Below are 24,038 nucleotides of genomic sequence, written 5' to 3'. Positions count from 1 at the left end.
CCCCCCGACGCTTTGCTATCGTGCTGCAAACGCCGAGGGGGTCGATGCGCGCGCTTGTCATCATCGCATTAGTCGTCCTGTCCGCCTGCGCCCCGCGCGGGCGGCTGGACTATCACCCCGACCGCGAGGCCCCGGCGCGCGCGATTTTCGTGGGCAGCACCCGCGCCGACCTGCGCCATCCCGAAAGCCCCGAGGCCTTTGGCCGCAGCGAGGCGTTGCAGCTTGGGCGCTTCGACGTCTCGGTGCCGCCGATGCATCAGCCGGGCGAGATTACCTATCCTTCGGCTCAGGAAGCCCCCGACCCGCAGACCGATTTCCTTGTCTCGCGCGCGGCGATATATGCCCGGCCCGCCGATTTCCGCGCCGATCTGCGCCGGGAACTCGCGCGCAATGGCGGTGAGGCGATCGTCTTCGTCCATGGCTACAACACGACCTTTGTCGAAGGCCTCTATCGCCTGGCGCAACTGGGCAATGATTTCGATCTGCCGGGCGTTCTGGTGCATTACTCCTGGCCCTCGCGCGGGCATTTGATGGGCTACGCCTATGACCACGATTCCGCGCTTTTCGCCCGCGACGGCTTCGAGGAGTTCCTGCGAGAGTTACGCGCCGCCGGGGCGCGCAGCATCCTGATCGTGGGGCATTCGATGGGTGCCGCCCTGACCATGGAAAGCTTGCGGCAGATCGCGATTTCCGGCGAGACAGAGACGATTTCGCGCCTTGCCGGGGTCGTCCTGATCTCGCCCGACATCGACGTCGATGTCTTCCGTGCGCAGGCCCGCCGGATCGGCAAACTGCCGCAACCCTTCCTGATTTTCACCTCGCAGCGCGACAAGGCGCTTGGCCTGTCCTCGCATATCAACGGCGACCAGGCCCGGCTGGGCAATCTGCAAGATGTCGAACAAGTGGCGGATCTGAAGCTGACCATCGTTGATGTCGGCGCATTCAGCACCGGCGAGGGGCATTTCAACGTGGCGACATCGCCGGCGCTAATCGCGCTACTGGGCGAAAACGGGCGTGCGGCGGCCGTGCTGGAGGGCGATCAGTCCGAGCACCGCAACCTGTTCTCGGGCGTGGTGCTGTCGGTGCAGAACGTCACGCAGATCATCCTTGCCCCGGTCGAGGCGCTGGCGAACTAGCGGTTGCGGCGCAGATAGACGTAATAGGCGCCCGATCCGCCGTGCTTGAGATGCGCCTCGCTGACCTGCATGACGGCGGCACCAAGCGGCGGCAGGCGCAGCCACTGCGGCACCTGATGGCGCAACACGCCCTGCCGCTGCGGGATGGGGCCCTCATCCAGGCCGCGCCTGCCCTTGCCGGTGATCACCAGCACCAGACGGCAGCCGCGATCCTGCGCGTTCAGCACAAAGCGGATCAGCTCGGGGTGGGCCTCTGCCAGGGTCATGCCATGCAGATCGATCTTTGCCTCCGGCTCCAGCTTGCCGCGCGTCATGGCGCGATGTGCTTTGCGATCCATCACCACGGGCTGGCGCGCCAAATGCTCCGAGATCGAGGGCGCCAGATCGTGCCGGAAGGCGAAATCCGGGGCCGACTGGCCGATGCGGAAATCCTTCACATCGGGGCGCGGCTTCTTGGGTGGCGGGGTAGCCTTGGCATCCAAAACAGGCTCTGTTTCGGCAGAAAACGGCCGTCTAGGGTGAAAGGCCTTGGCCGTCGCGGCGACGCGCGACCATAGTTCACGCTCTTCGGGGGACAGTTTGCGGCGACGGCTCATACGACCCTCCGCAGCACGATCATCGCGCCATGGGCGTTCACGGCGCCAGCGGCCAGACCGGCCTCGGGGCCGGAACCGAGGAAGATATCGCCCCGCCCCGCGCCCCTGATGGCCGAGCCGATATCCTGCGCCACCGTCAGGCGCGGTGGCAGGCCGGGGCAATTGACCCAGACCGGGCTGCCAAGCGTCACGATCTCAGGGTCAACCGCCAGGCTGCGGCCCGAAGTCACCGGTCGCCCCATGGCGCCGATGGGGCCGCTCTCTTCGGGCAGGTCGAGCACGCGGAAGAATACGAAAGAAGGATTGTGGTTCAGCAGGTCCGGCACCTGATCGGGATGCTGCTTGCACCAATGCCGGATCGTCTGCGGTGTCATCTCTTCGGCCGGGGCCACTCCGCGCCGCACCAGTTCCGCACCGATGGAGCGGTAGGGATGCCCGTTCTTGCCGGCGAACCCCAGCCGCATCGTGCCGCCCTCGTCCAGACGCACCCGGATCGAGCCCTGCACCTGCGCCAGAAATGCCTCGATGGCGCTTTCCAGATAGACCAGCTCGCGCCCGCCCATCATGTCGCTGGCAAGTATCTCGGAGCGGCTGTGCCAGGGTTGCAGCGCATCCATGCCCTCGGGCATCGCATAGAGCGGGTGGTGAAACCGGGCCGAGGTATAGCGCGATCCGGGCAGTTCAGGCTCGTAATAGGCGGTGAAATGGGCGCGGCCTGCGGGGACGACCTCATAGGGGCGGAAATACTGCTCGAACAGCGCCTTTTCCTGACCGGGCGCGGGGTCTGGCCCGTCCCAGCCGAAAAGACCGGCAGTCACGGAAAACGCCGCCCAGGCGGCGGCGTGGTCATCGCTTTCCCATCCCTCGATCTCGGCCCAGTCGAGCGGCCGCATGGCTCAGCCGCCCGTGGCGACAAGCTGCCAGTTCGGATCGGCGCTGCCCATCTTGCGCGCGAAGGTCCACACGTCGCGCTGCTTGCGCGGGCTGCGCGGGTCGCCCTCGACCACGTTGCCATTGGCATCGCGTGCCACCGAGATGACCTCACCGAGGAAGCGCACGGTGATCTCGGCCTCGCGGCTCGAGGCGTCATATTCGGCCTCGCTCAGCACCATTTCGCGCAGGCCCATGAATTCGGCCTGAATATCCAGCCCCTGCTCGGCACGCGCCTGAACGACGCCTTCGAAGGCCGCGAAGACCTCGGGCGACAGGAAGGGGCGGATTTTCTCCAGATCGCCGGTCTCGAAGGCCATCAGGATCATCTCATAGGCGCCACGTGCGCCCTGCAGGAAGGAAGTGACGTTGAAGCTCGGCTCGGCCTGCTTCATCTGGGCCAGCGCACGCGCCGCGGGCGAGCCTTCGGCCACGTGATCGGTGATGTCCTGATCGGGGCCGCCCTCGATCACCTCGAAGCCGCGACGCTGCGCGGGTTCGGGGCGCTCAAGCGGCGCATCCGGGTCTTCCCATCCGTCGCGCGTGCCCAGCACGTTCTTGAGGCGCAGGATCAGGAAGATCGCGATCCCGGCAAGGACGATCAGCTGGATGACGGCATTGGACATGTGCGCCTCGGACAACAGTGGGTTGGTATCGGAACTCTCCGAACCTATGTAGGATAGCGGCGCGTTCAAGTCCACCAACGCCCGAACTGATGTCAAGACCCGCGAAAGGATGCAATATGTGGATCTTTCTGGCCTTTCTGATCGTGCCGCTGATCGAGATCGGCCTGTTCATCCAGGTCGGCGGCCTGATTGGCCTATGGCCGACGCTGGCCATCGTGGTTCTGACGGCGATGCTGGGCACGGCGCTGGTGCGCAGCCAGGGCGCGCAGGCGCTCAACGAATTGAAACGCTCGATGAACGAGATGCGCGACCCGACCGCTCCGCTGGCACATGGCGCGATGATCCTGTTTGCCGGCGCGCTTTTGCTGACGCCGGGGTTCTTCACCGACGCCTGCGGCCTGGCGCTGCTGGTTCCGGCGGTGCGCGAGGCGGTGCTGCGCTATGTCTCGAAGCGCGTCACGGTCACCAGCTTTAGCGTCAACCAGGGCTTTGAGGCGCGCCCGCGCCAGCCCGGCCCCGGTGTGATCGACGGCGATTTTTACGAAATCGGGCCGGAAAACCGTCCGCCGCAGGGCCCCTCGGGCTGGACACGGCATTGAGACAGCGGGTCGAGGGTGCTACACCCTTGCCAAGTCGAACACGGAGACAAGAATGACCGAAGAAAATAACGGCGCTGCCCCGGTGCAGCCGCAGATGAAAATGCAGATCCTCGCCCAGTTCGTGCGCGACATGTCGTTCGAGAATGCGGTAGCGCTCAAGGGCCTGCAATCGGCCGATGTGCAGCCCGAAATGCAGGTCCAGGTCAGCCTCGACGCGCGCAAGCGCCCGCAGGACAACCAGTATGAGGTGATCACCAAGTTCAAGATCACCGCGACCAACAAGGCGACCAACACGGCGCTCTACCTGCTTGAGGTCGATTACGGCGGGATCTTCCACATCGAGGGCATCCCGGAAGAGCAGATGCACCCCTTCCTGCTGATCGAATGCCCGCGTCAGCTGTTCCCCTTCGTGCGGCGTATCGTCTCGGACGTGACGCGCGACGGCGGCTTCCCGCCCTTCAACCTCGACATGGTGGATTTCATGGCGCTCTACCGCGCCGAGCTGTCCCGCCGCGCCGAGACGCAAAAGCCGGCCGACGCGCCGGTCTCCTGATCCCCGGGGCGCGGCAAGCTGCCTCAGGGACAAGGTGACCACATGACATTGGGCGCCGCCGTGCTTCATGCTACGGCGGCGCACCGGTTTCAGGCCACAGGTATGACAGAACAGATCCCCGCATGGGTCGGCGACACGCTGACCCCCATCGACAAGCTGGAGGTTCACCGCAAGGGGCTCCGCCACAAGGCGGTGTCGATCTTCGTCATGGATGGGGAAAAGGTGCTGCTGCAACGCCGCGCGCCGGGCAAGTATCACTCGGCGGGGCTGTGGTCGAACACCTGCTGCACCCATCCCCACTGGGGCGAACGCCCCGAGCATTGCGCGATCCGCCGGCTTAAGGAAGAGCTGGGCATCACCGGCCTTTACCCCGCGCATGCCGACCGGCTGGAGTACCGCGCCGATGTCGGTAACGGGCTGATCGAGCATGAGGTGGTCGATATCTACCTGGCCTATGCCAAGCCCGGCATGATCATTGCCCCCGATCCCGATGAGGTCAGCGATATCCGCTGGGTCGGGCTCTATGATCTGGCCGCAGAAGTGCGCCGCCACCCCGAGCGTTTCTCGCAATGGCTGGCGATTTACCTGGCAGCCCATATGGACCGCATCTTCGGAACGCTGGTGCGGGCCTGAGGGCGCGGGATTCTTGCCAATCGACGCCAAAAGCCCCCGCGCAGCCCGGTTTGGCACTGGAATCTTGCCCCCTTTGCTGCAAGTCTGAGCGCATTAGTCGAAGGGGTGTGACCGTGGTACCGATGAAAGCGATCTGCGTGGGATTTGCCGCAGCGGTTCTTGTCGCCCAACCTGGTTTCGCCCTCGATCAGTTCAGTTTTGAAACCCCCGGCGCGCCCGAGGATCTGCGCGAGTTGCTGCGCGGTGCCTCGCTCTCGCGCGATGCCTATTCGGCCAAGAAAACCGAGGCGCAGGAGATTTTCGCCGCCGCGCGGGCCGATTATGCGCGGCTTCTGGGGGCGCTCTATGATCAGGGCTATTACGGCCCGACGATCTCGATCCTGATCGACGGGCGCGAGGCCGCCGCGATCCCGCCGATGGACGCCCCCGAAACGATCCGCTCGGTCGCGATCAATGTGACGCCGGGCCCGCAATTCCACTTCGGCGAGGCGCGGGTCGAGCCGCTGACCCGGAAAACCGCCCTGCCCGGCGAGTTTTCGACCGGCAGCGTCGCACGCTCCGGCCTGATTTCCGACGCCGCGCGCGCCGGGATCGAGGGCTGGCGCGATAGCGGCCACGCAAAGGCGCGCATCGCCGAACAGAAGATCGTCGCCGACCACCGCGCACAGGCGCTGAACGCGCGCGTCACGCTCGATCCCGGCCCGCAACTGACCTTCGGCGAGATGCAGATGGAGGGCTACGACCGCCTGCGCCCCGAGCGGCTGGCCGAGATCGCAGGCTTTCCGAGCGGCGAGCGGTTCAGCCCCGACGAGCTTGACGAGGTCCGCAACCGCCTGCGCCGCACAGGTATTTTCAGCTCGGTTGCTCTGACCGAAGCCGCGCAGATCGGGCCGAACAATACGCTCGACGCGCAGCTCAGCGTGGTCGAGGACAAGCCGCGTCGCCTGGGGTTCGGGGCCGAATACTCCACGGTCGACGGGCTCAACCTGAACGGCTACTGGATGCATCGTAACCTGCTCGGCGGCGGTGAGCGTTTGCGCGTCGACGCAGAGATCGCGCAGATCGGCGCCGCCTCCTCGGGGATGGATTATTCGCTCGGTGCGCGGCTTGACCGCCCCGCGACCTTCACCCCCGACACCTCCGCCTTCGTGACCAGCGAGATCGGGCGGCGCGACACCGAGGACTATATCGAGGATTACTTCACCGCCGGGTTCGGCCTCGATCATATCTTCAACGAGCGCCTTTCGGGTTCGGCCGAGATTGCCTATCAGTGGTCGCAGGTCGAAGACGATCTGGGAGAGTTCCGCTATCGTCTGATTGCTCTGCCGCTTGGCCTGAAATGGGACAATCGCGACAACGCGACCGATGCGACGCGCGGCTATTTCGGCGATGTGACGCTGACACCTTTCAAGGGATTGGGCGCTACCGGCTCGGGCGCGCGGCTGACGGGCGATTTCCGCACCTATCGCGGCTTTGGCGAAGACAGCCGTTTCGTTCTCGCCGGGCGCGCACAGATCGGCGCGGTATTCGGCCCGACGCTGCTGCAGACCCCGCGCAACTACCTGTTCTATTCGGGCGGGGGCGGCACGGTGCGCGGCCAGCCCTTTGAATCGCTTGGCGTCTCGCTGCTGAAGAACGGCACGATCGAAACCGGCGGCACCCGTTTCATGGCGTTCTCGGGCGAGTTTCGCGCAGGTGTCACCGACTCGATCGGGGTCGTCGCCTTCTACGATCGAGGTTTCGTCAGCGCCGATGAGTTCTTCAGCGATTCGGGCGAATGGCACGCCGGCGCGGGTCTTGGGCTGCGCTACAAGACCGCCATCGGCCCGATCCGTCTCGATGTCGCGACCCCGATCGAGGGCGACACCGGAGAGGGCGTTCAGCTCTATATCGGCATTGGGCAGGCTTTCTGATGCGTAGATCCCTCACCCTCCTGCTGCTGACGCTCTGGCCCGTTCTCGCCCCCGCGCAAGAGGCCGCTGCGCCCGAACCCGTCAGCGCCGAGCAGACCGAGCGCGACCGCTCCTACCTGACCGGGCTGATCGAGGATAACCTCTCGGGCGCGGGGCGCTCTGTGCGGCTTGACGGGTTTGCCGGTGCGCTTTCGTCGCGCGCGACGTTTGAGACCCTGAGTATCGCGGATGAGAACGGCGTCTGGCTGACGATCCGCGACGGCGCGATGTCATGGAACCGCAGGGCGATCCTTGCGGGCCGCTTCGAGATCAGGGAGTTGAGCGCGGCGGAGATCGAGTTGCCGCGCCTGCCCGTCACGGGCGAAGCCGAAGGCGCCAGCCCCGAGGCCAAGCCTTTCTCCTTCGCGCTGCCCGAACTGCCGGTCTCGATCGATATCGGCACGCTGAAGGCCGACAAGGTGATCCTGGGTGAGGCGCTGATGGGTCAGGCCGCGACGGTCAAGCTCAGCGGCCAGATGCATCTGGAGGGCGGCGAGGGGAATACCCGCCTGAGCGTCGAGCGCATCGACGGCCAGAAGGGCATCGTCGCGCTGACCGGAGCCTATGCCAATACGACGCGCCAGCTTGATCTCGACCTGCTGGTCGAAGAGGGCAAGGACGGCATCGCGGCAACCCTGCTCGGGCTGCCCGGAACTCCGGCGATCGCGCTGGCGGTCTCGGGCTCGGACCCGACCGACAATTTCACCGCAGACCTCGCGCTCAGCACCGAGGGCAAGCCGCGTCTGACCGGGAAGGTCGCGCTCAGCACCGTCACCACTACCCCCGACGCGCCGCCCGAGAAGCGTTTCAGCGCCGATCTGAGCGGCGATATCGCGCCCCTTCTGGCGCCAGCGTATCGCGAGTTCTTCGGTGCCAATGTCGCCCTTCTGGCCGAGGGGCATCGCGGCGCCGATGGCGTGCTGAGCCTGAGCAAGCTGGAGATCGACAGCGAGGCGCTGGATGTCGCAGGCACGGCGGACATTCTACCCTCGGGCCTGCCCGCCCGGGCCGATCTGACGATCCGCCTCGGCCTCGACAACGGCGAGGAAGTGCTTTTGCCGCTTGGCGGCAAGAAGACCTGGGTGCGGCGCGGCACGCTTGGCTTCAAGTATGACAGCGCGCTCAGCGATGGCTGGTCGCTCGACGCGCGGGTGATGCAGCTGCGCCGGAGCGAGGGCGAGATCCTCAATACGCGTCTCAGCGGGTCGGGCCGGATCGGACATCCCGATGGACAAAACCCCACGGTCGGCGGCACGATCAGCTTCGCCGCAGGCGGCATCGCCCCGGCCGACCCCGCCCTGCAAGAGGCGTTCGGCAGTTTCATCAGCGGCAAGACCATCTTCTTCTGGCAGAAGGGCGGCGCGCTGAACCTGCAAAACCTGCGGGTGATCGGCCGTGACCTCGCCCTTGGCGGGCGGATGAAATTCGACAATCTGGCCTCGGGGCTGGATATCTCGGGCGACCTGACGCTTCGCCACGATTCGCTCGCGCGGTTCTCGGCGCTGGCCGGGCGCGCGCTTGGTGGTGCACTCGATGGTCAGCTGAGTGGTCGCTACACGCTGCTGAGCGGTGCTTTCGACATCAATGCCAGCGTCACGGGCCGCGATCTGCGCAGCGGGCAGGAGCAACTCGACGGGCTGTTGCAGGGCCGCTCCGAAATCATCGTCTCGGCGCTGCGCGACGAGAACGGCATCACCCTGCGCAAGCTCAACGCAACCGCGCGGCAGCTCGTGGCGCAGGCGTCAGGCGCGCTGAATACCGGTGCAAGCGTTCTGCGTGCCGGTGCGCGCATGGGTGATCTGTCGGTGCTCGGTGGCAACTTGCGCGGCACCTTGCAAGCCGAAGCCAGCCTGACCGAGACAAACGGCGCGCGCCAAATCGGCATTCAAGCCAAGGGCGACCGGCTGGCCGTGGGCCTGCCCGAGATCGACCGGATTCTGGCGGGTCAAAGCCTGATCGATCTGAGCGCTGAAGAACGCGACGGTCATCTGCATCTGCAAACATTCCGCCTTGAGAACCCGCAGCTGAGCGCCGAGGCCGAGGGCAGCATTACCGATGCGGTCCGCAAGATCACGCTCTCGGCGCGGCTGGCCAATACCGCGCTGCTGGCGCCCGGCTTCCCCGGTCCGCTCCAACTGGGCGGCACAGTGGTTGACGATAACTCGGCCTATCTCTTGGACCTGAACGCCTCCGGCCCCGGCAACAGCCGCGCGACCGTCAGCGGCTCGCTGGCCACGGACCTCAGCACCTCGGATCTGGCGATCAGCGGTGGCGCGGAAACCGCGCTGATCAACGCCTTCATCGCGCCGCGCACGGTTCAGGGGCCGCTCAGCTTCGATCTTCGAATGCAGGGCAAACCCGCGCTTGCAGCGCTGTCGGGCCTCGTGACGGTGGATGGCGCACGCATGGTGGCGCCCGCCATCGGCGTCACGCTGGAAAACCTCGTGCTGCGGGCCGATCTGGCGGGCGCGCGCACGACCCTGTCGGGCGATGCCGCGGTCAAGGGCGGCGGCGGGCTGTCAGTGTCAGGTGCAATCGGCCTGACCAGCCCATTCCAGACCGATCTGCGGGTCGAGCTGAACGCCGCCCGGCTGCGCGACCCCGAGCTTTACGACACCCGCATTTCCGGTCCGGTGACGGTTTCTGGCCCGCTCAAGGGCGGTGCGCGGGTCGGTGGCACGCTGACGCTCGATGAGACCGAACTGCGCATCCCGTCAAGTGGTCTGGCCGGGATCGCGGATATCCCGGAAATCGATCACGTGGCCGAGCCCGCCTCCGTTCGCAGCACCCGTGCCCGCGCGGGCGTTCTGGCGAGCAAGACGACCGAGGCTGCGCGCTCGGGCGGGGTCGGGCTTGACCTGACCGTGCTGGCGCCGCGGCGCATCTTCGTGCGCGGCCGCGGGCTTGATGCGGAACTCGGCGGCAGCCTGCGACTGACCGGGACCAGCAACAACATGATTCCGATCGGGGAGTTCTCGCTTGTGCGCGGGCGGCTCGATGTGTTGGCCAAGCGCTTCACCCTCGACGAGGGCAAGATCGCGATGCAGGGCGCGCTGGAGCCCTGGCTGATGTTCCGCGCCACCACCAAGCAGGACGAGTACACCATCAGCCTGATGCTGGTGGGCGACGCCTCGGAGCCCGAGTTGATAATCACCTCCTCACCCGAACTGCCCGAAGAGGAAGTCCTTGCGCGGCTGCTGTTCAATCGCGGGCTGACCAACCTCTCGGCGTTGCAGGCGGTGCAACTGGCCTCGGCGGTCGCGACGCTTGCGGGCAAGGGTGGTGCGGGCGTCATGTCCAAGCTGCGCGAGGGCACCGGGCTTGATGATCTCGACCTCAGCACCGATGAGACAGGCGGCGCCTCGTTCCGGGCAGGGAAATACCTGTCGGAGAATCTCTATACCGATTTGTCTATCAACTCGGACGGCCAGACCGAGCTGAACCTGAACCTCGACGTGACACCGAACCTGACGGCGCGTGGCTCGGTGGGCTCTGACAGCACCAGCAGCATCGGTATCTTCTACGAGAAGGACTACTGAGCGGCCGTGCGCGCCAGCCAGTCGCGAAACGCCACCAGCGGCGGCGAGGGCGTCACATCGGCTGGCCAGACAAGGTAATAGGTGCCCACGCCCGAGACGATCTCTCCGGGCGTGCGCACCAGCCGCCCCTCGTCGATCTCGGGCAGGGCCAGAAACTCGGGCAGAAGCGCGATGCCGACACCATGGGCTGCGGCCTGCATCATTGGCGCGAACTGGTCAAACATGATGCCCTGCGTATGCGGCGCCTCAAGCCCGTGATGGGCGAACCACGCCCCCCAGGCATTCGGGCGCGATTCCAGCTGCAACAGAGACTTGTCCAGCAGATCATCGGGCCGCTGCATCGGGTTTGCGGCCAGATAGCCGGGCGAGCAGGTGGCGATGATGCGCTCGTCAAAAAGCGACAGATGCTCGGCATCGGGCCAGGGGCGGTTACCAAAATGGATGGCGGCATCGAAGGTTTCCGAGGCGAAATCGAAGGGCCGCAGGCGCGTGCCGAGGTTCAGCGTCACGCCCGGGTTTTCGGCCAGAAACTGCCCCAGACGCGGCGCAAGCCAGCGCGTGCCGAAGGTGGGCAGGATCGCAAGGCTCAGCACCCCGCCGCCCGGATTGGCCCGCAGCCCAAGGGACGCCCGCGCGATCAGCTCCAGCGCCTTGCGCACGTCGCGTGCATAGGCCAGCGCGGGTTCGGTCGGCTTCAGCCGCCGCCCCTCGCGTCGAAACAGTTGCACTCCTAGCTGTCCTTCGAGATTCTGGACCAGCCGGCTGACCGCGCCCTGCGTCAGACTCAGCTCGCGCGCAGCGGCCGCGGTCGAGCCAAGACGGCAGACCGCCTCGAAAGCGGCCAGCAGCGAGACCGAGGGAATGTAGCGCCGCGGCAGCGTCATGTATGTGTCCTATGCATATATTATGGCGATTATAACGGTGGAATACGGGTTTAAACAGGCCCATAAAGCATCAAACGCCAAGGAGGACCCCGATGGCTCTGAAACCGAAAGATGCCCCCGATCTCGCTCGCTTCGACTGGGAAGACCCCTTCCGTCTCGATCTGCAACTGAACGAGGAAGAGCGGATGCTGCGCGATGCGGCCCGCGCCTATGCCCAGGAAAAGTTGCAACCGCGCGTGATCGCGGCCTATCGCAACGAAGAAACCGACCCGGCGATCTTCCGCGAAATGGGTGAGATGGGCCTTCTGGGCGTGACCGTCCCCGAGGAGTACGGCGGGCTTGGCGCCTCTTACGTGGCTTACGGCCTTGTTGCGCGGGAAATCGAGCGCGTCGATTCGGGCTATCGCTCGATGATGTCGGTGCAAAGCTCGCTCGTGATGTATCCGATCTATGCCTATGGCAGCGAAGAGCAGCGCATGAAGTATCTGCCCAAGCTCGCCTCGGGTGAATACATCGGCTGCTTCGGCCTGACCGAGCCCGATGCCGGTTCGGACCCGGCTGGCATGAAGACCACCGCCAAGAAGACGGCGAATGGTTATGTGCTCAACGGCACCAAGATGTGGATCTCGAACGCGCCCTTCGCCGATGTCTTCGTCGTCTGGGCCAAGTCGGATGCGCATGGCGGCAAGATCCGTGGTTTCGTGCTCGATAAGGGCATGAAGGGTCTCTCGGCACCGAAGATCGCAGGCAAGCTCTCACTGCGGGCTTCGGTGACCGGCGAGATCGTGATGGACAACGTGGAAGTTGGCGAAGACGCGCTGCTGCCGAATGTCGAGGGGCTCAAGGGTCCGTTCGGCTGCCTCAACCGCGCCCGCTACGGCATCGCCTGGGGTGTGATGGGCTCGGCCGAGTTCTGTATGCACGCCGCGCGCCAGTATGGCCTCGACCGCAAGCAGTTCAACAAGCCGCTGGCACAGACCCAGATCTTCCAGCTCAAGCTTGCCAACATGCTGACCGAAATCAGCCTCGGCCTGCAGGCTTGCCTGCGCGTCGGTCGCCTGCTGGACGAAGCCAATGCCGCGCCCGAGATGATCTCGGTTATCAAGCGCAACAACTGCGGCAAGGCGCTGGAGATCGCGCGTCACGCCCGCGACATGCACGGCGGCAACGGCATCTCGGAAGAGTTCCAGGTTATCCGCCACATGGTGAACCTGGAGACGGTGAACACCTATGAAGGCACGCATGACGTCCACGCCCTGATCCTGGGCCGCGCCGTCACCGGACTGCAAGCCTTCTACTGAGGCATATCGCCGGAAACCTTTGACCCGCGCCCTTAACCGGCGCGGGTTTTTCATTGCGCAGGCTTGCGCCGGGCCTGTCGCCGCGCGGCCAGCTCCGCATTCAGAGCGGCGCCTAGAAGCACCGAAAATGCGCTGAGATAGAGCCACATCAACAACGCAATCACCGCCCCGATCGAGCCATAGACCCTGTTGTAGCTGCCGAAGTTGGCCAGGTAATAGGTCAGCCCGAGCGACGCGACACCCCAAACAAACGTCGCCAGCACCGCTCCCACCGTCAGGATCGGATCGCGATGCCCCTCGGTATTCGGCCCGTAGCGGTAAAGAATCCCCAAGGCGGTCAGCATCAGCAGAAGCATCGCGCCCCAAGGCAGACCCGACAGCATCCAGGCGGTCGCGTCATGGAAGGGCAGGAAATTGACCGCGACCGGCACGATGACAATCGTCGCCATGGCCACCAGCATGACGCCCACCAGCGCCAGCGTCATGATATAGCCGATCAGGAAGTTCCACAGCGTGTTGCGCGGCTTGGTCGCGTGGATCACGTTCAGCCCCTGCACCAGCGCCCCCACCCCGGCCCGGGCCGAGAACAGCGCGAAGGCCACCGACAGCACGGTTCCCCAGCCAAGCGCCGCACGCGGGCCGACCATCAGCGCCATGATCTGATCGTTCAGGATGGCAAAAGCCTCGGGCGGGATGAAATCATCGGCCACCTGAAGGTAGGACTGGATGATGCCGGGATCTGCAAAGGCGCTCCAGATCGCGATGGTGGCCGAGATCCCCGGAAACACCGCCAACATGGCGTAAAAGGCGACCCCGGCGGAAATCAGGCCGATGTTCGTGTCGAACATCCGTCCCACGAAGCTTAGCGCGAATTTGGTGACTGCCTGCACTCGGCCCCCCGTTTTGCCCACCATCGCGCAGGTCGCCACCAAGCGCAACTTGCGGCAAGGTTGGCTCTGTGCTCTGTTAGCGCGAACATGGAGGGGATCATGCGAGGGCGGACCTGGGCTTGGCTTGGCGCAGCGTGGCTTGCGGCAACGACGGCGGCGGCGCAAGATTTGCCGCGTGCCGTGACGGATGCCGATTATGCCCCGGTGAACCGCGCCGAGGCCGAGTTGGGGCAGTTGCTGTTTTTCGACCCTATTCTGGCAGGAAACCGCAATATCTCTTGCGCAACGTGTCACCACCCGCGCTTTGCGACCTCCGACGGTCTTAGCCTTGGCTTGGGCGAGGGCGCCATTGGGCTCGGGCCAGATCGCCACGTGACCGACACGAACATCCCCGAGCAGCACATTCCCCGCAATTCGCCCGCGCTCTTCAACCTGGGCGCCGCCGAGTTCACCCGCCTTTTCCATGATGGCCGGATCGAGGCCGACCCGAGCCGACCGACGGGCCTGCGCACCCCGATGGAAGATGAGATGGTGACGGGTTTCGTCTCGATCCTCTCGGCGCAGACGATGTTCCCGGTGCTGTCGCCCGATGAGATGGCCGGGCACTATAGCGAGAATGAGATCGCCAAGGCCGTGCGCTCGGGCCGGATCACCGGAGAAGGCGGAGCGTGGGATCGGATCGCGGCGCGCGTGGCGGCAATTCCGGCGTATCAGGCCAGATTCGAGTCTGTTTATCCCGAAATTGCCGCAGGCCGTGCGCTCGACTTCACCGATATTTCGAACGCCATTGCCGCCTTCGTCGCGTTCGAGTGGCGATCGGACACGAGTCCCTTCGATGCCGCCCTGCGCGGTGAGACCCCGCTGTCACCCGCGGCCGCGGCCGGGGCCGAATTGTTCTACGGAGCCGCGGGCTGCGCCGAGTGCCACAGCGGACCCTTCCTGACAGATCACCAGTTCCACGCCATGGCCGCCCCGCAGCTTGGCCCCGGCAAGGCCGAACGCTTCGAGTCCCATTCGCGCGATGAGGGCCGTGCCCGCGTCACCAACAGGGCCGAAGACCGTTTTGCCTTCCGCACGCCCTCGCTGCGCAACGTGGCCCGCACCGGCCCTTGGGGCCATGCGGGCGGGCATCGCGATCTTGCATCCTTCGTCACCGACCATGCCGCCCGCGCCGAGGGACTGGCGCGCTACCAATCGCAGGCCCTGCTGCCCGAGCTGTCGGTGAGCAAGTACGTTTGGGCGATCTTGGATGACGCCGCCGCTCGGGCCGAAATCGCGGCCGCCGCTGGCCCGGGCATCGCCCTAAGCGCCGATGAGGTCAGCGCGATCGTCGCCTTTCTGGAAAGCCTGACCGACCCGGAGGCAATCGCCGGACGCCTCGGCATTCCTGAAAGCGTGCCAAGCGGGCTGCCGGTGGAGCGTTAAGGCGTCTTGGCGATCCGCGTGCAGCCGTTGATCTCGACCGGCTGCCACTCGCTGACGGAGCCATCGGGCCAGATCACGCGCACCTCCGCCTCATGCGCGCTCCCCAAACCGAAATGCAGCGGCACGGCCGCGCCGCCCGCATGGCCACCGCCGACAGTGACCTCTTGCGCCTGCACCTTCCCGTTCGCGCGCAATTCGACCCACGACCCCACCGCGCGGCGGTTGGATCTGGTTATAATAGGCTCTATTTCAGCCCAATTTGAGTCATTTTCGGTTGCGTTGCGCCATAGCTCCATCGGCGCGCGTCGGTTCATCACCACCAGATCCAGCCGCCCGTCCAGGTTCAGATCCGCCATCGCCGCGCCACGGGATCGCTCGGCCGTGGCGATCCCGGCCTTGTCGGCGTATTCGACAAACGTGCCATCAGGCTGTTGGATCAGCAGGTTGTTCGGATCGTGGATCGCATTCGACGGCATCTGATCTACATTGCCCTTGGCGATGAACAGATCCGCATCGCCATCGTTATCCACATCGCCGAACTCGGCGTGCCACCCGGTCGAGGGGCGCCCGTCATCGCCCAGAAACGGGCGCTGCGCATAGGTGCCAAGCGCATAGGGCGCATTTTCGAAGCTGGCCCCGCGATTGATCTGCAAAAGCTGGTCGCCCATTGAAGTCATCATGACCTCGGGCAAGCCGTCACCAGTGATATCCCGGCTGGCGATTCCCATCCCCCAAAGCGAGATTTGCGGCCAGCCCTCGCGCTCACGCAGGGGATTGAGGCGGAACATCTGCTCATAGCCGCCGCGCACGTAGTAGTGCCGGTCGTTCGAGATGCGCAGCTCGCGTTCCCCGTTCCGCCGCCAATCAGTGAAAAGGGCGGAAAGCGCGCAGTATCCCGGTGAAATCGTCTCTGTTTCAGCAAGATTTGGCGGATTCAGGCGAACAAGCAGGCTGTCGTCGCAGGCCTCGAACGGGCCTTCGGGATCGTGGCGATCGACGTAATTGCCAAAGAACAGCGTCGGCCAGTCGCGCCCTTCCTCCCATGTCGCGGTGAACGAGGTCGTCCAGTCGTCGCTGACGGGCAGGCCCCAGGTCGCGGTCGCGTCCGTGAAGCGACAGTCGCCTTCCCCGCGCAAGAGCACATTCGCCCCCACGCGCAGCACCGCCAGATCCAGATTGCCGTCGCTGTCGATATCAAGCGGATAGGCACCGGTCACGTGGGTCAGTTCGGGGATCGCGCCAAGATCGAAGCGCAGCGCGCCGCCAGTTTCGGAGCGGTTGATAAAGAGATGCGCGGCCCCCTCGCCCCCGGCCGCGAAAAGTTCTGGCCGCGCATCGCCATTGCAATCGAAAACCGCGACACCGCCGCCGACGAAATGCTCCCACCCGCCGGAATAGACATGGGCCAGCGGTAAACCCGCCGCATCATCCACAAACACAGGCTCTGCACTGGCAGGAAATGCGATCAGAACCGCAAGAGCCCATCTCATTGCGCGGCCATTTCCCGGCTGCTGCCCAGCAACCGCTCGGTCACATCATGCAGCGCGAGCGCGGCCGCCCCATGCGCCCAGAGCAGATCGCCCCAGGCATGGATCTCGATATTCGGAATGTCGCGCCCGGTATCGAGACTAAGCTCCTGCATCTCGGCCATCGTCTCCTTGGCGTAGAGGTAATCGTAGCGCATCCGCTCGCCCGACAGGATGATCAGTTGCGGGTCGAACAGGTTGACCACGTTCGACAGCCCAAGCGCGAGATACCTTCCTGCCCGCCGAAAGATCGAACGCGCCGCCGAATTGCCGCCCTTGGCGTGGGCATAAAGGCTTTCGAGCAGCGTGGCGACTGACTGCGTTTCCTTGTGGGTCAGGTTCAACGCCGTGCGCGCCTCGCGCACCAGCGCGTAATCGGCGACGTATGCCTCAAGGCAGCCGCGCTGACCGCAGCGGCACAGCGCCCCGTCAAGCTGCACCTTGGTATGACCGAGCTCCATCCCCATCCCGCGCGCGCCGCGATAGATGCGATGGTTGATCACGTAGCCCATGCCGACGCCATGCTCGATCGTGACCACCGCGAAGTCCGAAAGCGCGCGCCCGGCGCCGAACCACAGCTCGGCAAGGGTCACCAGATTGGCGTCATTATCGACCACCACCGGCACGGCAAGGCGCGCGCGCAGCGCGGCGGCAAGATCGATATGCCGCTCGGTCAGAACGGGGGACCAGTGAACGATGCCTTTCTCGGAATCGACGAACCCCGGAACCCCCAGACCGAGGGCGCTGATCGTATGCGGCTCGACCCCGCCCTTGGCGCAGACCCGCGACAAAAGCTCGGCCGCGGCATTGAGCAGGGCGTCAAGCTCCATCGCGTCGGGTGTGCGCTCGATGGCCTCGCCCGCGATCAGGTTCCCCGCGAAGTCGACCAGAACGGCGGTGTGTTCGCGATCGGAAAGCTTGATCCCCACCACATGACGCGTCCCGCTGCGAACACCCAGAGCCACCGCCGGACGCCCGCGCGAGCTTTCAGCGTCGCGCAGCGTCTGGACCTCTTCGAGAATTCCCGTCTCGATCAGTTCCGAGGTGATGGTCGTGACCGAGGCCGGGCTGATTCCCAGTTCCTTGGACAGTTGCACCCGCGCGATCTGGCCGACGGCGCGGACGCGCTCGAATATCTGCTGGCGCAGCGGGCGCGAGGGATCCGAGAGCGGGTCGATCAACGGCCCACAGCCTTTCTTGGGCTGCGCGGACTGAGGAATCGTTCGTATCTGCGCCATTTTCATTCGATCCACTAACTAAATACTGCGGATGCAGCCGGAATTTGCCTCATAATATGCCGCATCGCAGCGCAAATCAGCAATGTTCTTACTCATTTCCAGTCTCTCCTGTTATTTTTATTTTGACAACTAAATTTATTATCGACATCCTTGAGTCCACGCTGGCGAATCTGCCGGGTGGGCCTTTGGGCCGATAAGGGAGGAAATAATGCACAAGATTCTCGTGGCCGCCGTGGCGCTTTCGGCAGGCCTTTCAACCTCGGCATTCGCCGAGATGACCGTCGGTGTTTCCTGGTCGAACTTCCAGGAAGAGCGCTGGAAGACCGACGAAGCCGCGATCAAGGGCGCCCTCGAGGCGGCCGGCGCCAAGTACATTTCGGCCGATGCGCAATCGTCCTCGGCCAAGCAGCTTTCCGACATCGAGGCGCTGATGGCGCAGGGCGTGAATGCGCTGATCGTTCTGGCGCAGGATACCGCCGCCATCGGCCCGGCCGTGCAGGCCGCCGCCGACGAGGGCATCCCGGTCATCGCCTATGACCGCCTGATCGAAGACCCGCGCGCCTTCTATCTGACCTTCGACAACGTCGAGGTTGGCCGGATGCAGGCCCGCGCCGTTCTGGAGGCCGCGCCCAAGGGCAATTACGTGATGATCAAGGGCTCGCCCACCGACCCGAACGCGGACTTCCTGCGCGGCGGTCAGCAAGAGGTGCTGCAAGCCGCGATCGACGCGGGCGACATCACCATCGTCGGCGAGGCCTATACCGATGGCTGGCTGCCGGCGAACGCGCAGCGCAACATGGAGCAGATCCTGACCGCGAACGACAACAAGGTCGATGCGGTCGTGGCCTCGAACGACGGCACCGCCGGTGGCGCGGTGTCCGCACTGACCGCGCAGGGCATGGTCGTGCCGGTTTCGGGTCAGGATGGCGACCACGCCGCTCTGAACCGGGTGGCCAAGGGCACGCAGACCGTCTCGGTCTGGAAAGATGCACGCGAACTGGGCAAGGCCGCGGGCGAGATCGCCGTCGCGCTGGCCGGTGGTGCCGACATGAAGGCCGTCGACGGCGCGATGGAGTGGACCTCGCCTGCGGGCACCACCATGACCGCCAAGTTCCTCGCGCCCATGCCGATCACCAAGGACAACCTGTCCGCCGTGGTCGATGCCGGCTGGATCGCCAAGGACGCGCTCTGCCAGGGCGTCTCGGGCGGCCCCGCCCCCTGCAACTGATTTGAACCGGGGCGCCACAGGGCGCCCCCCTTCATAACGGCTGCGCCATGACGCGGCCCTCTCCACGGAACAAATCCATGACCGATGCTGCAACGCCCTCTGGCGTTAAGAAAACGTCATTCTTCAAGGCGCTCGAGATCGACACCCGCCTGTTGGGCATGATCGTTGTCTTCGCCCTGATCTGCCTTGCCTTTGACATCAAGACCGACGGTCGCTTTCTGACCGCGCGAAACATCTTCAACCTGTCGATCCAGACCGTCTCGGTCGCGATCATGGCAACCGGGATGGTGTTCGTCATCGTCATGCGCCACATCGACCTGTCGGTGGGCGCGGTGCTGGCCATGTGCTCGGCGGTGATGGGCGTGTCTCAGGTCTGGATCTTGCCGCAGACGCTGGGGCTTGGGATCGGCCATCCGCTGACCGCGCCGATCACCATCGTCGCGGGCCTCGCAACCGGCACGCTGATCGGTGCGCTGAACGGCTGGCTGGTAGGCTATCAGCGCGTTCCGGCCTTCATCGTGACCCTTGGCGGGCTGCTGATCTGGCGCAACTTCGGCTGGTATATGTCGGACGGCCAGACACTGGGGCCGCTCGATCAGCACTTCATGCTGTTCGGCGGGATCGAGGGCACGCTTGGCACGACCGTATCCTGGGCGCTTGGCGTGCTGTTCTCGGCCGGGGCGGTCTGGGCCCTGTGGCGCGCCCGCGCGGCACGCATCCAGCATGAATTCCCGGTCAAGCCGATCTGGGCCGAGGTGACGATGATGGGCATTGCCGTCGCCGCCATCATGGGCCTGATCGCGACCTACAACGCCTATGAAATGCCGATCGGTCGGCTCAAGCGCATGTTCGCCGAGCGTGGCGAGGTGATGCCCGAGGGCTTCAGCGCCGCCTACGGCATGCCGATCTCGGTGCTGATCCTGGTGATCGTCGCCATCGGCATGACCGTCATCGCCCGGCGCACCCGCTTGGGGCGCTACATTTTCGCCGCCGGCGGCAACCCCGACGCGGCCGAGCTGTCGGGTATCAACACCCGCCTGCTGACGGTCAAGGTCTTCGCGTTGATGGGCTTTTTGTGCGGTCTGTCGGCGGTGGTAGCGCAGGCGCGCCTGTCCAACCACGCCAATGACATCGGCACGCTCGACGAGCTGCGCGTGATCGCGGCGGCGGTCATCGGCGGCACGGCACTGGCCGGCGGGATCGGCACGATCTACGGCGCCATCCTTGGGGCAGTCATCATGCAAAGCCTGCAATCGGGCATGGCCATGGTGAACGTGGACGCCCCCTTCCAGAATATCGTGGTCGGCGCGGTTCTCGTTCTCGCCGTCTGGATCGACATCCAATACCGCAAACGCACGGGGGAAAAGGTATGACCAATCGTGGAACCCCTCTGGTCGAGCTGCGCGACATCTCGATCGCATTCGGCGGCATCAAGGCGGTCGATCACGTCACCGTCGATCTTTACCCCGGCGAGGTCGTGGGCCTGCTTGGCCACAATGGCGCGGGCAAATCGACCCTGATCAAGTGCCTTTCGGGCGCCTATCAGATGGATGCGGGCGAGATCCGGATCAATGGCGAGAAGGCCGAGATCCACAACCCGCGCGATGCCCGCAAATACAATATCGAGACGATCTACCAGACGCTTGCGCTGGCCGATAACCTCGATGCGGCCTCGAACCTGTTTCTGGGGCGCGAGTTGGTCACGCCCATGGGCTTTGTCGATGACGCCCAGATGGAGGCCGAGACGCGCAAGATCATGGGCCGCCTGAACCCGAACTTCCGCAAGTTCAAAGAGCCGGTGAAGGCGCTTTCGGGCGGTCAGCGGCAATCGGTGGCCATCGCGCGGGCGGTCTATTTCAATGCCAAGATCCTGATCATGGACGAACCGACCGCCGCGCTTGGCCCCCACGAAACCCAGATGGTGGCCGAGCTGATCCAGGAACTGAAGGCCCAGGGCCTTGGCATCTTCCTGATCGAGCATGACATTCACAACGTCATGAAGCTGTGCGACCGCGCCTCGGTGATGAAGAACGGCCAGCTTGTCGGCACGGTCAACGTCAATGAGGTCACGGACGAGGACATCCTTGGCATGATCATCCTTGGCAAGAAGCCCGAAGAGGCGGCTGGCTGATGTATCTGGGTCTCGATCTGGGCACATCGGGGCTGAAGGGTATCCTGATCGACGATGCGCAAAAGGTGGTGGCCGAAGCCTCGGCCCCCCTGTCCGTCAAGCGCCCGCATGATGGCTGGTCCGAGCAAATGCCAACGGATTGGATCGGCGCGGCCGAGTCGGTTCTGGGCCAGCTTGCCCCCCACGGCCTTGGTGCGCTGCGGGGGATTGGTCTCTCGGGGCAGATGCATGGTGCGACGCTGCTCGATGCCGCCGACGACGTGCTGCGCCCCTGCATCCTGTGGAACGACACCCGCGCCCATGCCGAGGCCCGGGTGCTCGACGAAGACCCAGATTTCCGCGCGATCACCGGCAATATCGTCTTTCCCGGCTTCACCGCGCCGAAACTCGTCTGGGTCGCGCGGCATGAGCCCGCGATTTTCGCGCAAGTGGCGCGGGTGCTGCTGCCCAAGGACTACCTGCGCCTTTGGCTGACGGGCGAACACGTGGCAGAAATGTCAGATGCTGCCGGAACCAGCTGGTTCGATACCGGTCGCCGCGACTGGTCCGACGCGCTTCTGGCCAAGACCGGGATGCGTCGCGCCCAGATGCCCCGACTGGTCGAGGGCTCGGACGTGTCAGGTATCCTGCGCCCTGAATTGGCCGAGCGTTTCGGGATTCCCAGGGGCGTCGTTGTCGCTGGCGGCGGCGGGGATAATGCCGCCTCGGGCATCGGGGTGGGCGTGGTCAAGGCCGGTCAGGCCTTTGTCAGCCTTGGCACTTCGGGCGTGCTGTTCGCGGCCAATGACGGCTATCAGCCCGATCCGGCGACCGCCGTGCATACCTTTTGCCACGCCCTGCCGGGCACCTGGCACCAGATGGGGGTGATCCTCGCGGCCACCGATGCGCTCAACTGGTTCGCGCGGCTGGCGGGCAGCGCGGCCTCGGACCTGACCGCCGATCTGGGCGGGCTGATTGCGCCTGAAAAGACCCTGTTCCTGCCCTATCTGGGGGGTGAGCGCACGCCGCTGAACGACGCCGCCATCCGGGGCGCTTTCATGGGGCTTGAGCATACGACCGACCGCTCCGCCGCCACCCGCGCCGTTCTGGAGGGCGTGACCTACGCGATCCGTGATTGCCGCGATGCGCTTGCCGCAACGGGCACCAAGATCGAAAGCCTGCTGGCCGTCGGGGGCGGATCGCGTTCGCGCTACTGGTGTCAAGCGATTGCGACCGCGCTTGGCACGCCGCTCAGCCTTCCCGTCGCCGGCGACTTCGGTGGCGCCTTCGGGGCCGCGCGCCTTGCCCTGATGGCCGCCACCGGCGCAGGCGCCGAGATCGCCACGCAACCCACAATTTCCGCTGTAATAGAGCCTGTTTTGGCCCTCAGCGACGCATTTGACGAAGGCCACGCCCGCTACCGCCGGGCCGCAGCCGCAATCCGAGGACTGACATGACTGATTTTTTCAAGGGCATCCCCCAGATCCGCTTCGAGGGCGCTGAAAGCGACAACGAATTCGCCTTCCACCACTACAACCCCGACGAGATGCTTGCGGGCAAGCGCATGGAGGATCACCTGCGCTTTGCCGTCGCCTACTGGCACAGCTTTGCCTGGCCGGGCGGCGATCCGTTCGGCGGTCAGACCTTCGAGCGGCCCTGGTTTGGAGATTCGATGGCGCTGGCCAGGATGAAGGCCGATGTGGCGTTCGAGATGTTCGACATCCTGCAAGCGCCCTTCTTTTGCTTCCACGACGCCGACGTGCGCCCCGAAGGCGCGGATTTCGCCGAGAACACCCGCAATCTTGAGGAAATCGTCGATTACATCGGCACCAAGATGGAGGGCTCGAAAGCCCGCCTGCTCTGGGGCACGGCCAATCTCTTCTCGAACCGCCGCTTCATGTCGGGTGCAGCCACGAACCCCGACCCCGAGGTTTTCGCCTGGTCGGCGGCGACCGTGAAAACCTGCATGGATGCGACACAGCGCCTTGGCGGGGAAAACTACGTCCTGTGGGGCGGGCGCGAGGGGTATGAGACGCTGCTCAACACCGATCTGGCGCGCGAAAGCGAACAGATGGGCCGCTTCCTGAGCATGGTCGTCGATTACAAGCACAAGATAGGCTTCAAGGGCGCGATCCTGATCGAGCCGAAGCCGCAAGAGCCCTCCAAACACCAATACGATTATGACGTCGCCACCGTTTACGGCTTCCTCAAGCGCTTTGGCCTTGAGAACGAGGTGAAGGTGAATATCGAGCAGGGCCACGCCATCCTTGCCGGTCACAGCTTCGAGCATGAGATCGCGCTGGCGGCGAGCCTTGGGATCTTCGGCTCCATCGACATGAACCGCAACGATTACCAGTCGGGCTGGGATACCGACCAGTTCCCGGATTCGGTGCCCGAGATGGCCCGCGCCTATTACGAGATCCTCCGCGCGGGCGGCTACACCACCGGCGGCACGAATTTCGACGCCAAGATCCGCCGCCAGTCGCTCGACCCCGAGGATCTGATCCTCGCGCATGTGGGCGCAATGGATGTCTGCGCGCGGGCATTGAAGGCCGCAGCGGCGCTCTTGGAAGACGGCGGGCTCGAGGCCAACCGTCAGGCCCGCTACGCCGGGTGGGACACACCGGAAAACCGTGCGCTGCTCTCCTCGGACCTGGCAAGTATCGAGGCCCGCGTGCGCGCCGAAGGGATCAACCCACAGCCCCGCTCGGGTCGGCAAGAGCGGCTTGAGAACCTCTGGAACCGCTTCGTCTGAGACACCAAAGACCCAAGAGGGCCGGTTCTCCGGCCCTTTTTGCTTGCTGGCTTGGCTTTTGGCGCCTCAAAGGGTAAGCGGGGCGCGAACCTCCGGCCCCGCCTCCCCCGGCCGGTC

Annotated in this window: 20 protein-coding genes; 13 read left to right on the top strand and 7 right to left on the bottom strand. The window is 65.0% G+C overall.

Annotated elements, in window-relative coordinates:
- The first annotated feature begins 44 nt into the window (after window positions 1-44).
- A complete protein-coding gene (locus N3C64_RS07390) occupies window positions 45-1,136 on the top strand; it encodes an alpha/beta hydrolase (RefSeq protein ID WP_218630044.1) in 1,092 nt (363 codons plus the stop codon).
- On the opposite strand, the gene N3C64_RS07385 is transcribed toward N3C64_RS07390, so the two are convergent.
- From N3C64_RS07385 to N3C64_RS07375, 3 genes are read right to left on the bottom strand one after another with little or no spacing between them, the layout of a single operon-like run.
- Complete coding sequence (locus N3C64_RS07385) at window positions 1,133-1,732, bottom strand: Smr/MutS family protein (protein WP_260013556.1); 600 nt, start codon at window positions 1,730-1,732, stop codon at window positions 1,133-1,135. The two genes, N3C64_RS07390 and N3C64_RS07385, sit on opposite strands and share 4 nt — an antisense overlap.
- Entirely contained in the window at window positions 1,729-2,625 is an 897-nt protein-coding gene (gene mltA, locus N3C64_RS07380) for a murein transglycosylase A (RefSeq protein ID WP_260013550.1), read from the bottom strand. Before mltA ends, N3C64_RS07385 begins: the two co-directional genes overlap by 4 nt.
- 3 nt (window positions 2,626-2,628) lie before the next feature.
- Complete coding sequence (locus N3C64_RS07375) at window positions 2,629-3,288, bottom strand: Tim44/TimA family putative adaptor protein (RefSeq protein ID WP_260013549.1); 660 nt, start codon at window positions 3,286-3,288, stop codon at window positions 2,629-2,631.
- Window positions 3,289-3,404: 116 nt separating this feature from the next.
- On the opposite strand from N3C64_RS07375, the gene N3C64_RS07370 reads away from it, so the two are divergent.
- From N3C64_RS07370 to N3C64_RS07350, 5 genes are all read left to right on the top strand, one after another.
- Window positions 3,405-3,887, top strand: a complete 483-nt coding sequence (locus tag N3C64_RS07370; RefSeq protein WP_260013544.1) for an FxsA family protein — start codon at window positions 3,405-3,407, stop codon at window positions 3,885-3,887.
- Between the two features lie 52 nt (window positions 3,888-3,939).
- The gene (gene secB / locus N3C64_RS07365; RefSeq protein WP_218630049.1) at window positions 3,940-4,440 is read left to right on the top strand and encodes a protein-export chaperone SecB; all 501 of its coding nucleotides are present in this window, start codon (window positions 3,940-3,942) and stop codon (window positions 4,438-4,440) included.
- Between the two features lie 102 nt (window positions 4,441-4,542).
- A complete protein-coding gene (idi, locus tag N3C64_RS07360; RefSeq protein ID WP_218630050.1) occupies window positions 4,543-5,073 on the top strand; it encodes an isopentenyl-diphosphate Delta-isomerase in 531 nt (176 codons plus the stop codon).
- 122 nt (window positions 5,074-5,195) lie between these two features.
- Entirely contained in the window at window positions 5,196-6,986 is a 1,791-nt protein-coding gene (locus N3C64_RS07355; RefSeq protein WP_260013891.1) for an autotransporter assembly complex protein TamA, read from the top strand.
- Complete coding sequence (locus N3C64_RS07350; RefSeq protein WP_260013532.1) at window positions 6,986-10,564, top strand: translocation/assembly module TamB domain-containing protein; 3,579 nt, start codon at window positions 6,986-6,988, stop codon at window positions 10,562-10,564. The genes N3C64_RS07355 and N3C64_RS07350 overlap by 1 nt, the downstream gene beginning before the upstream one ends.
- Here the strand turns inward: N3C64_RS07350 and N3C64_RS07345 are convergent.
- Window positions 10,558-11,448, bottom strand: a complete 891-nt coding sequence (locus tag N3C64_RS07345) for a LysR family transcriptional regulator (protein ID WP_260013530.1) — start codon at window positions 11,446-11,448, stop codon at window positions 10,558-10,560. The genes N3C64_RS07350 and N3C64_RS07345 overlap by 7 nt on opposite strands.
- A gap of 92 nt (window positions 11,449-11,540) precedes the next feature.
- Here N3C64_RS07345 and N3C64_RS07340 point away from each other — a divergent pair, with 92 nt between their 5' ends.
- A complete protein-coding gene (locus N3C64_RS07340; protein WP_218630053.1) occupies window positions 11,541-12,749 on the top strand; it encodes an acyl-CoA dehydrogenase in 1,209 nt (402 codons plus the stop codon).
- 50 nt (window positions 12,750-12,799) lie between these two features.
- Here the strand turns inward: N3C64_RS07340 and N3C64_RS07335 are convergent, their stop codons facing one another.
- Window positions 12,800-13,639, bottom strand: coding sequence for a YihY/virulence factor BrkB family protein (locus N3C64_RS07335; RefSeq protein ID WP_218630054.1), 840 nt, complete (start codon window positions 13,637-13,639; stop codon window positions 12,800-12,802).
- 99 nt (window positions 13,640-13,738) lie between these two features.
- On the opposite strand from N3C64_RS07335, the gene N3C64_RS07330 reads away from it, so the two are divergent.
- Window positions 13,739-15,064: a cytochrome-c peroxidase gene (locus N3C64_RS07330; RefSeq protein WP_260013528.1), complete on the top strand. Its 1,326-nt coding sequence runs from the start codon at window positions 13,739-13,741 to the stop codon at window positions 15,062-15,064.
- Here the strand turns inward: N3C64_RS07330 and N3C64_RS07325 are convergent.
- Together N3C64_RS07325 and N3C64_RS07320 are read right to left on the bottom strand one after the other, a co-directional pair.
- Window positions 15,061-16,554 carry a CRTAC1 family protein gene (locus tag N3C64_RS07325; protein WP_260013526.1) on the bottom strand — a complete coding sequence of 498 codons (1,494 nt, stop codon included), beginning with the start codon at window positions 16,552-16,554 and terminating at the stop codon, window positions 15,061-15,063. The two genes, N3C64_RS07330 and N3C64_RS07325, sit on opposite strands and share 4 nt — an antisense overlap.
- The gene (locus tag N3C64_RS07320) at window positions 16,551-17,828 is read right to left on the bottom strand and encodes an ROK family protein (RefSeq protein WP_260013525.1); all 1,278 of its coding nucleotides are present in this window, start codon (window positions 17,826-17,828) and stop codon (window positions 16,551-16,553) included. Before N3C64_RS07320 ends, N3C64_RS07325 begins: the two co-directional genes overlap by 4 nt.
- Window positions 17,829-18,036: 208 nt before the next feature.
- Here N3C64_RS07320 and xylF point away from each other — a divergent pair, with 208 nt between their 5' ends.
- The 5 genes from xylF (at window position 18,037) to xylA (ending at window position 23,921) form a co-directional block, all read left to right on the top strand.
- Window positions 18,037-19,056 carry a D-xylose ABC transporter substrate-binding protein gene (gene xylF / locus N3C64_RS07315; protein ID WP_218630058.1) on the top strand — a complete coding sequence of 340 codons (1,020 nt, stop codon included), beginning with the start codon at window positions 18,037-18,039 and terminating at the stop codon, window positions 19,054-19,056.
- A 77-nt stretch (window positions 19,057-19,133) separates the two neighbouring features.
- On the top strand, window positions 19,134-20,429 hold the full coding sequence (locus N3C64_RS07310; protein WP_218630059.1) for a sugar ABC transporter permease: 1,296 nt from the start codon (window positions 19,134-19,136) through the stop codon (window positions 20,427-20,429).
- Window positions 20,426-21,187, top strand: coding sequence for an ATP-binding cassette domain-containing protein (locus tag N3C64_RS07305; RefSeq protein ID WP_260013522.1), 762 nt, complete (start codon window positions 20,426-20,428; stop codon window positions 21,185-21,187). Before N3C64_RS07310 ends, N3C64_RS07305 begins: the two co-directional genes overlap by 4 nt.
- Window positions 21,187-22,623 carry a xylulokinase gene (gene xylB / locus N3C64_RS07300; protein WP_260013521.1) on the top strand — a complete coding sequence of 479 codons (1,437 nt, stop codon included), beginning with the start codon at window positions 21,187-21,189 and terminating at the stop codon, window positions 22,621-22,623. The genes N3C64_RS07305 and xylB overlap by 1 nt, the downstream gene beginning before the upstream one ends.
- Window positions 22,620-23,921, top strand: a complete 1,302-nt coding sequence (xylA, locus tag N3C64_RS07295; RefSeq protein ID WP_260013517.1) for a xylose isomerase — start codon at window positions 22,620-22,622, stop codon at window positions 23,919-23,921. Before xylB ends, xylA begins: the two co-directional genes overlap by 4 nt.
- Window positions 23,922-24,038 lie beyond the last annotated feature (117 nt).

The sequence above is a fragment of the Sedimentimonas flavescens genome, assembly GCF_025154035.1.
Taxonomy (GTDB): Bacteria; Pseudomonadota; Alphaproteobacteria; order Rhodobacterales; family Rhodobacteraceae; genus Rhodobacter; species Rhodobacter flavescens.
Note: the sequence above shows the minus strand (reverse complement) of the source record. Positions and strands in the feature narration are given on the sequence as shown.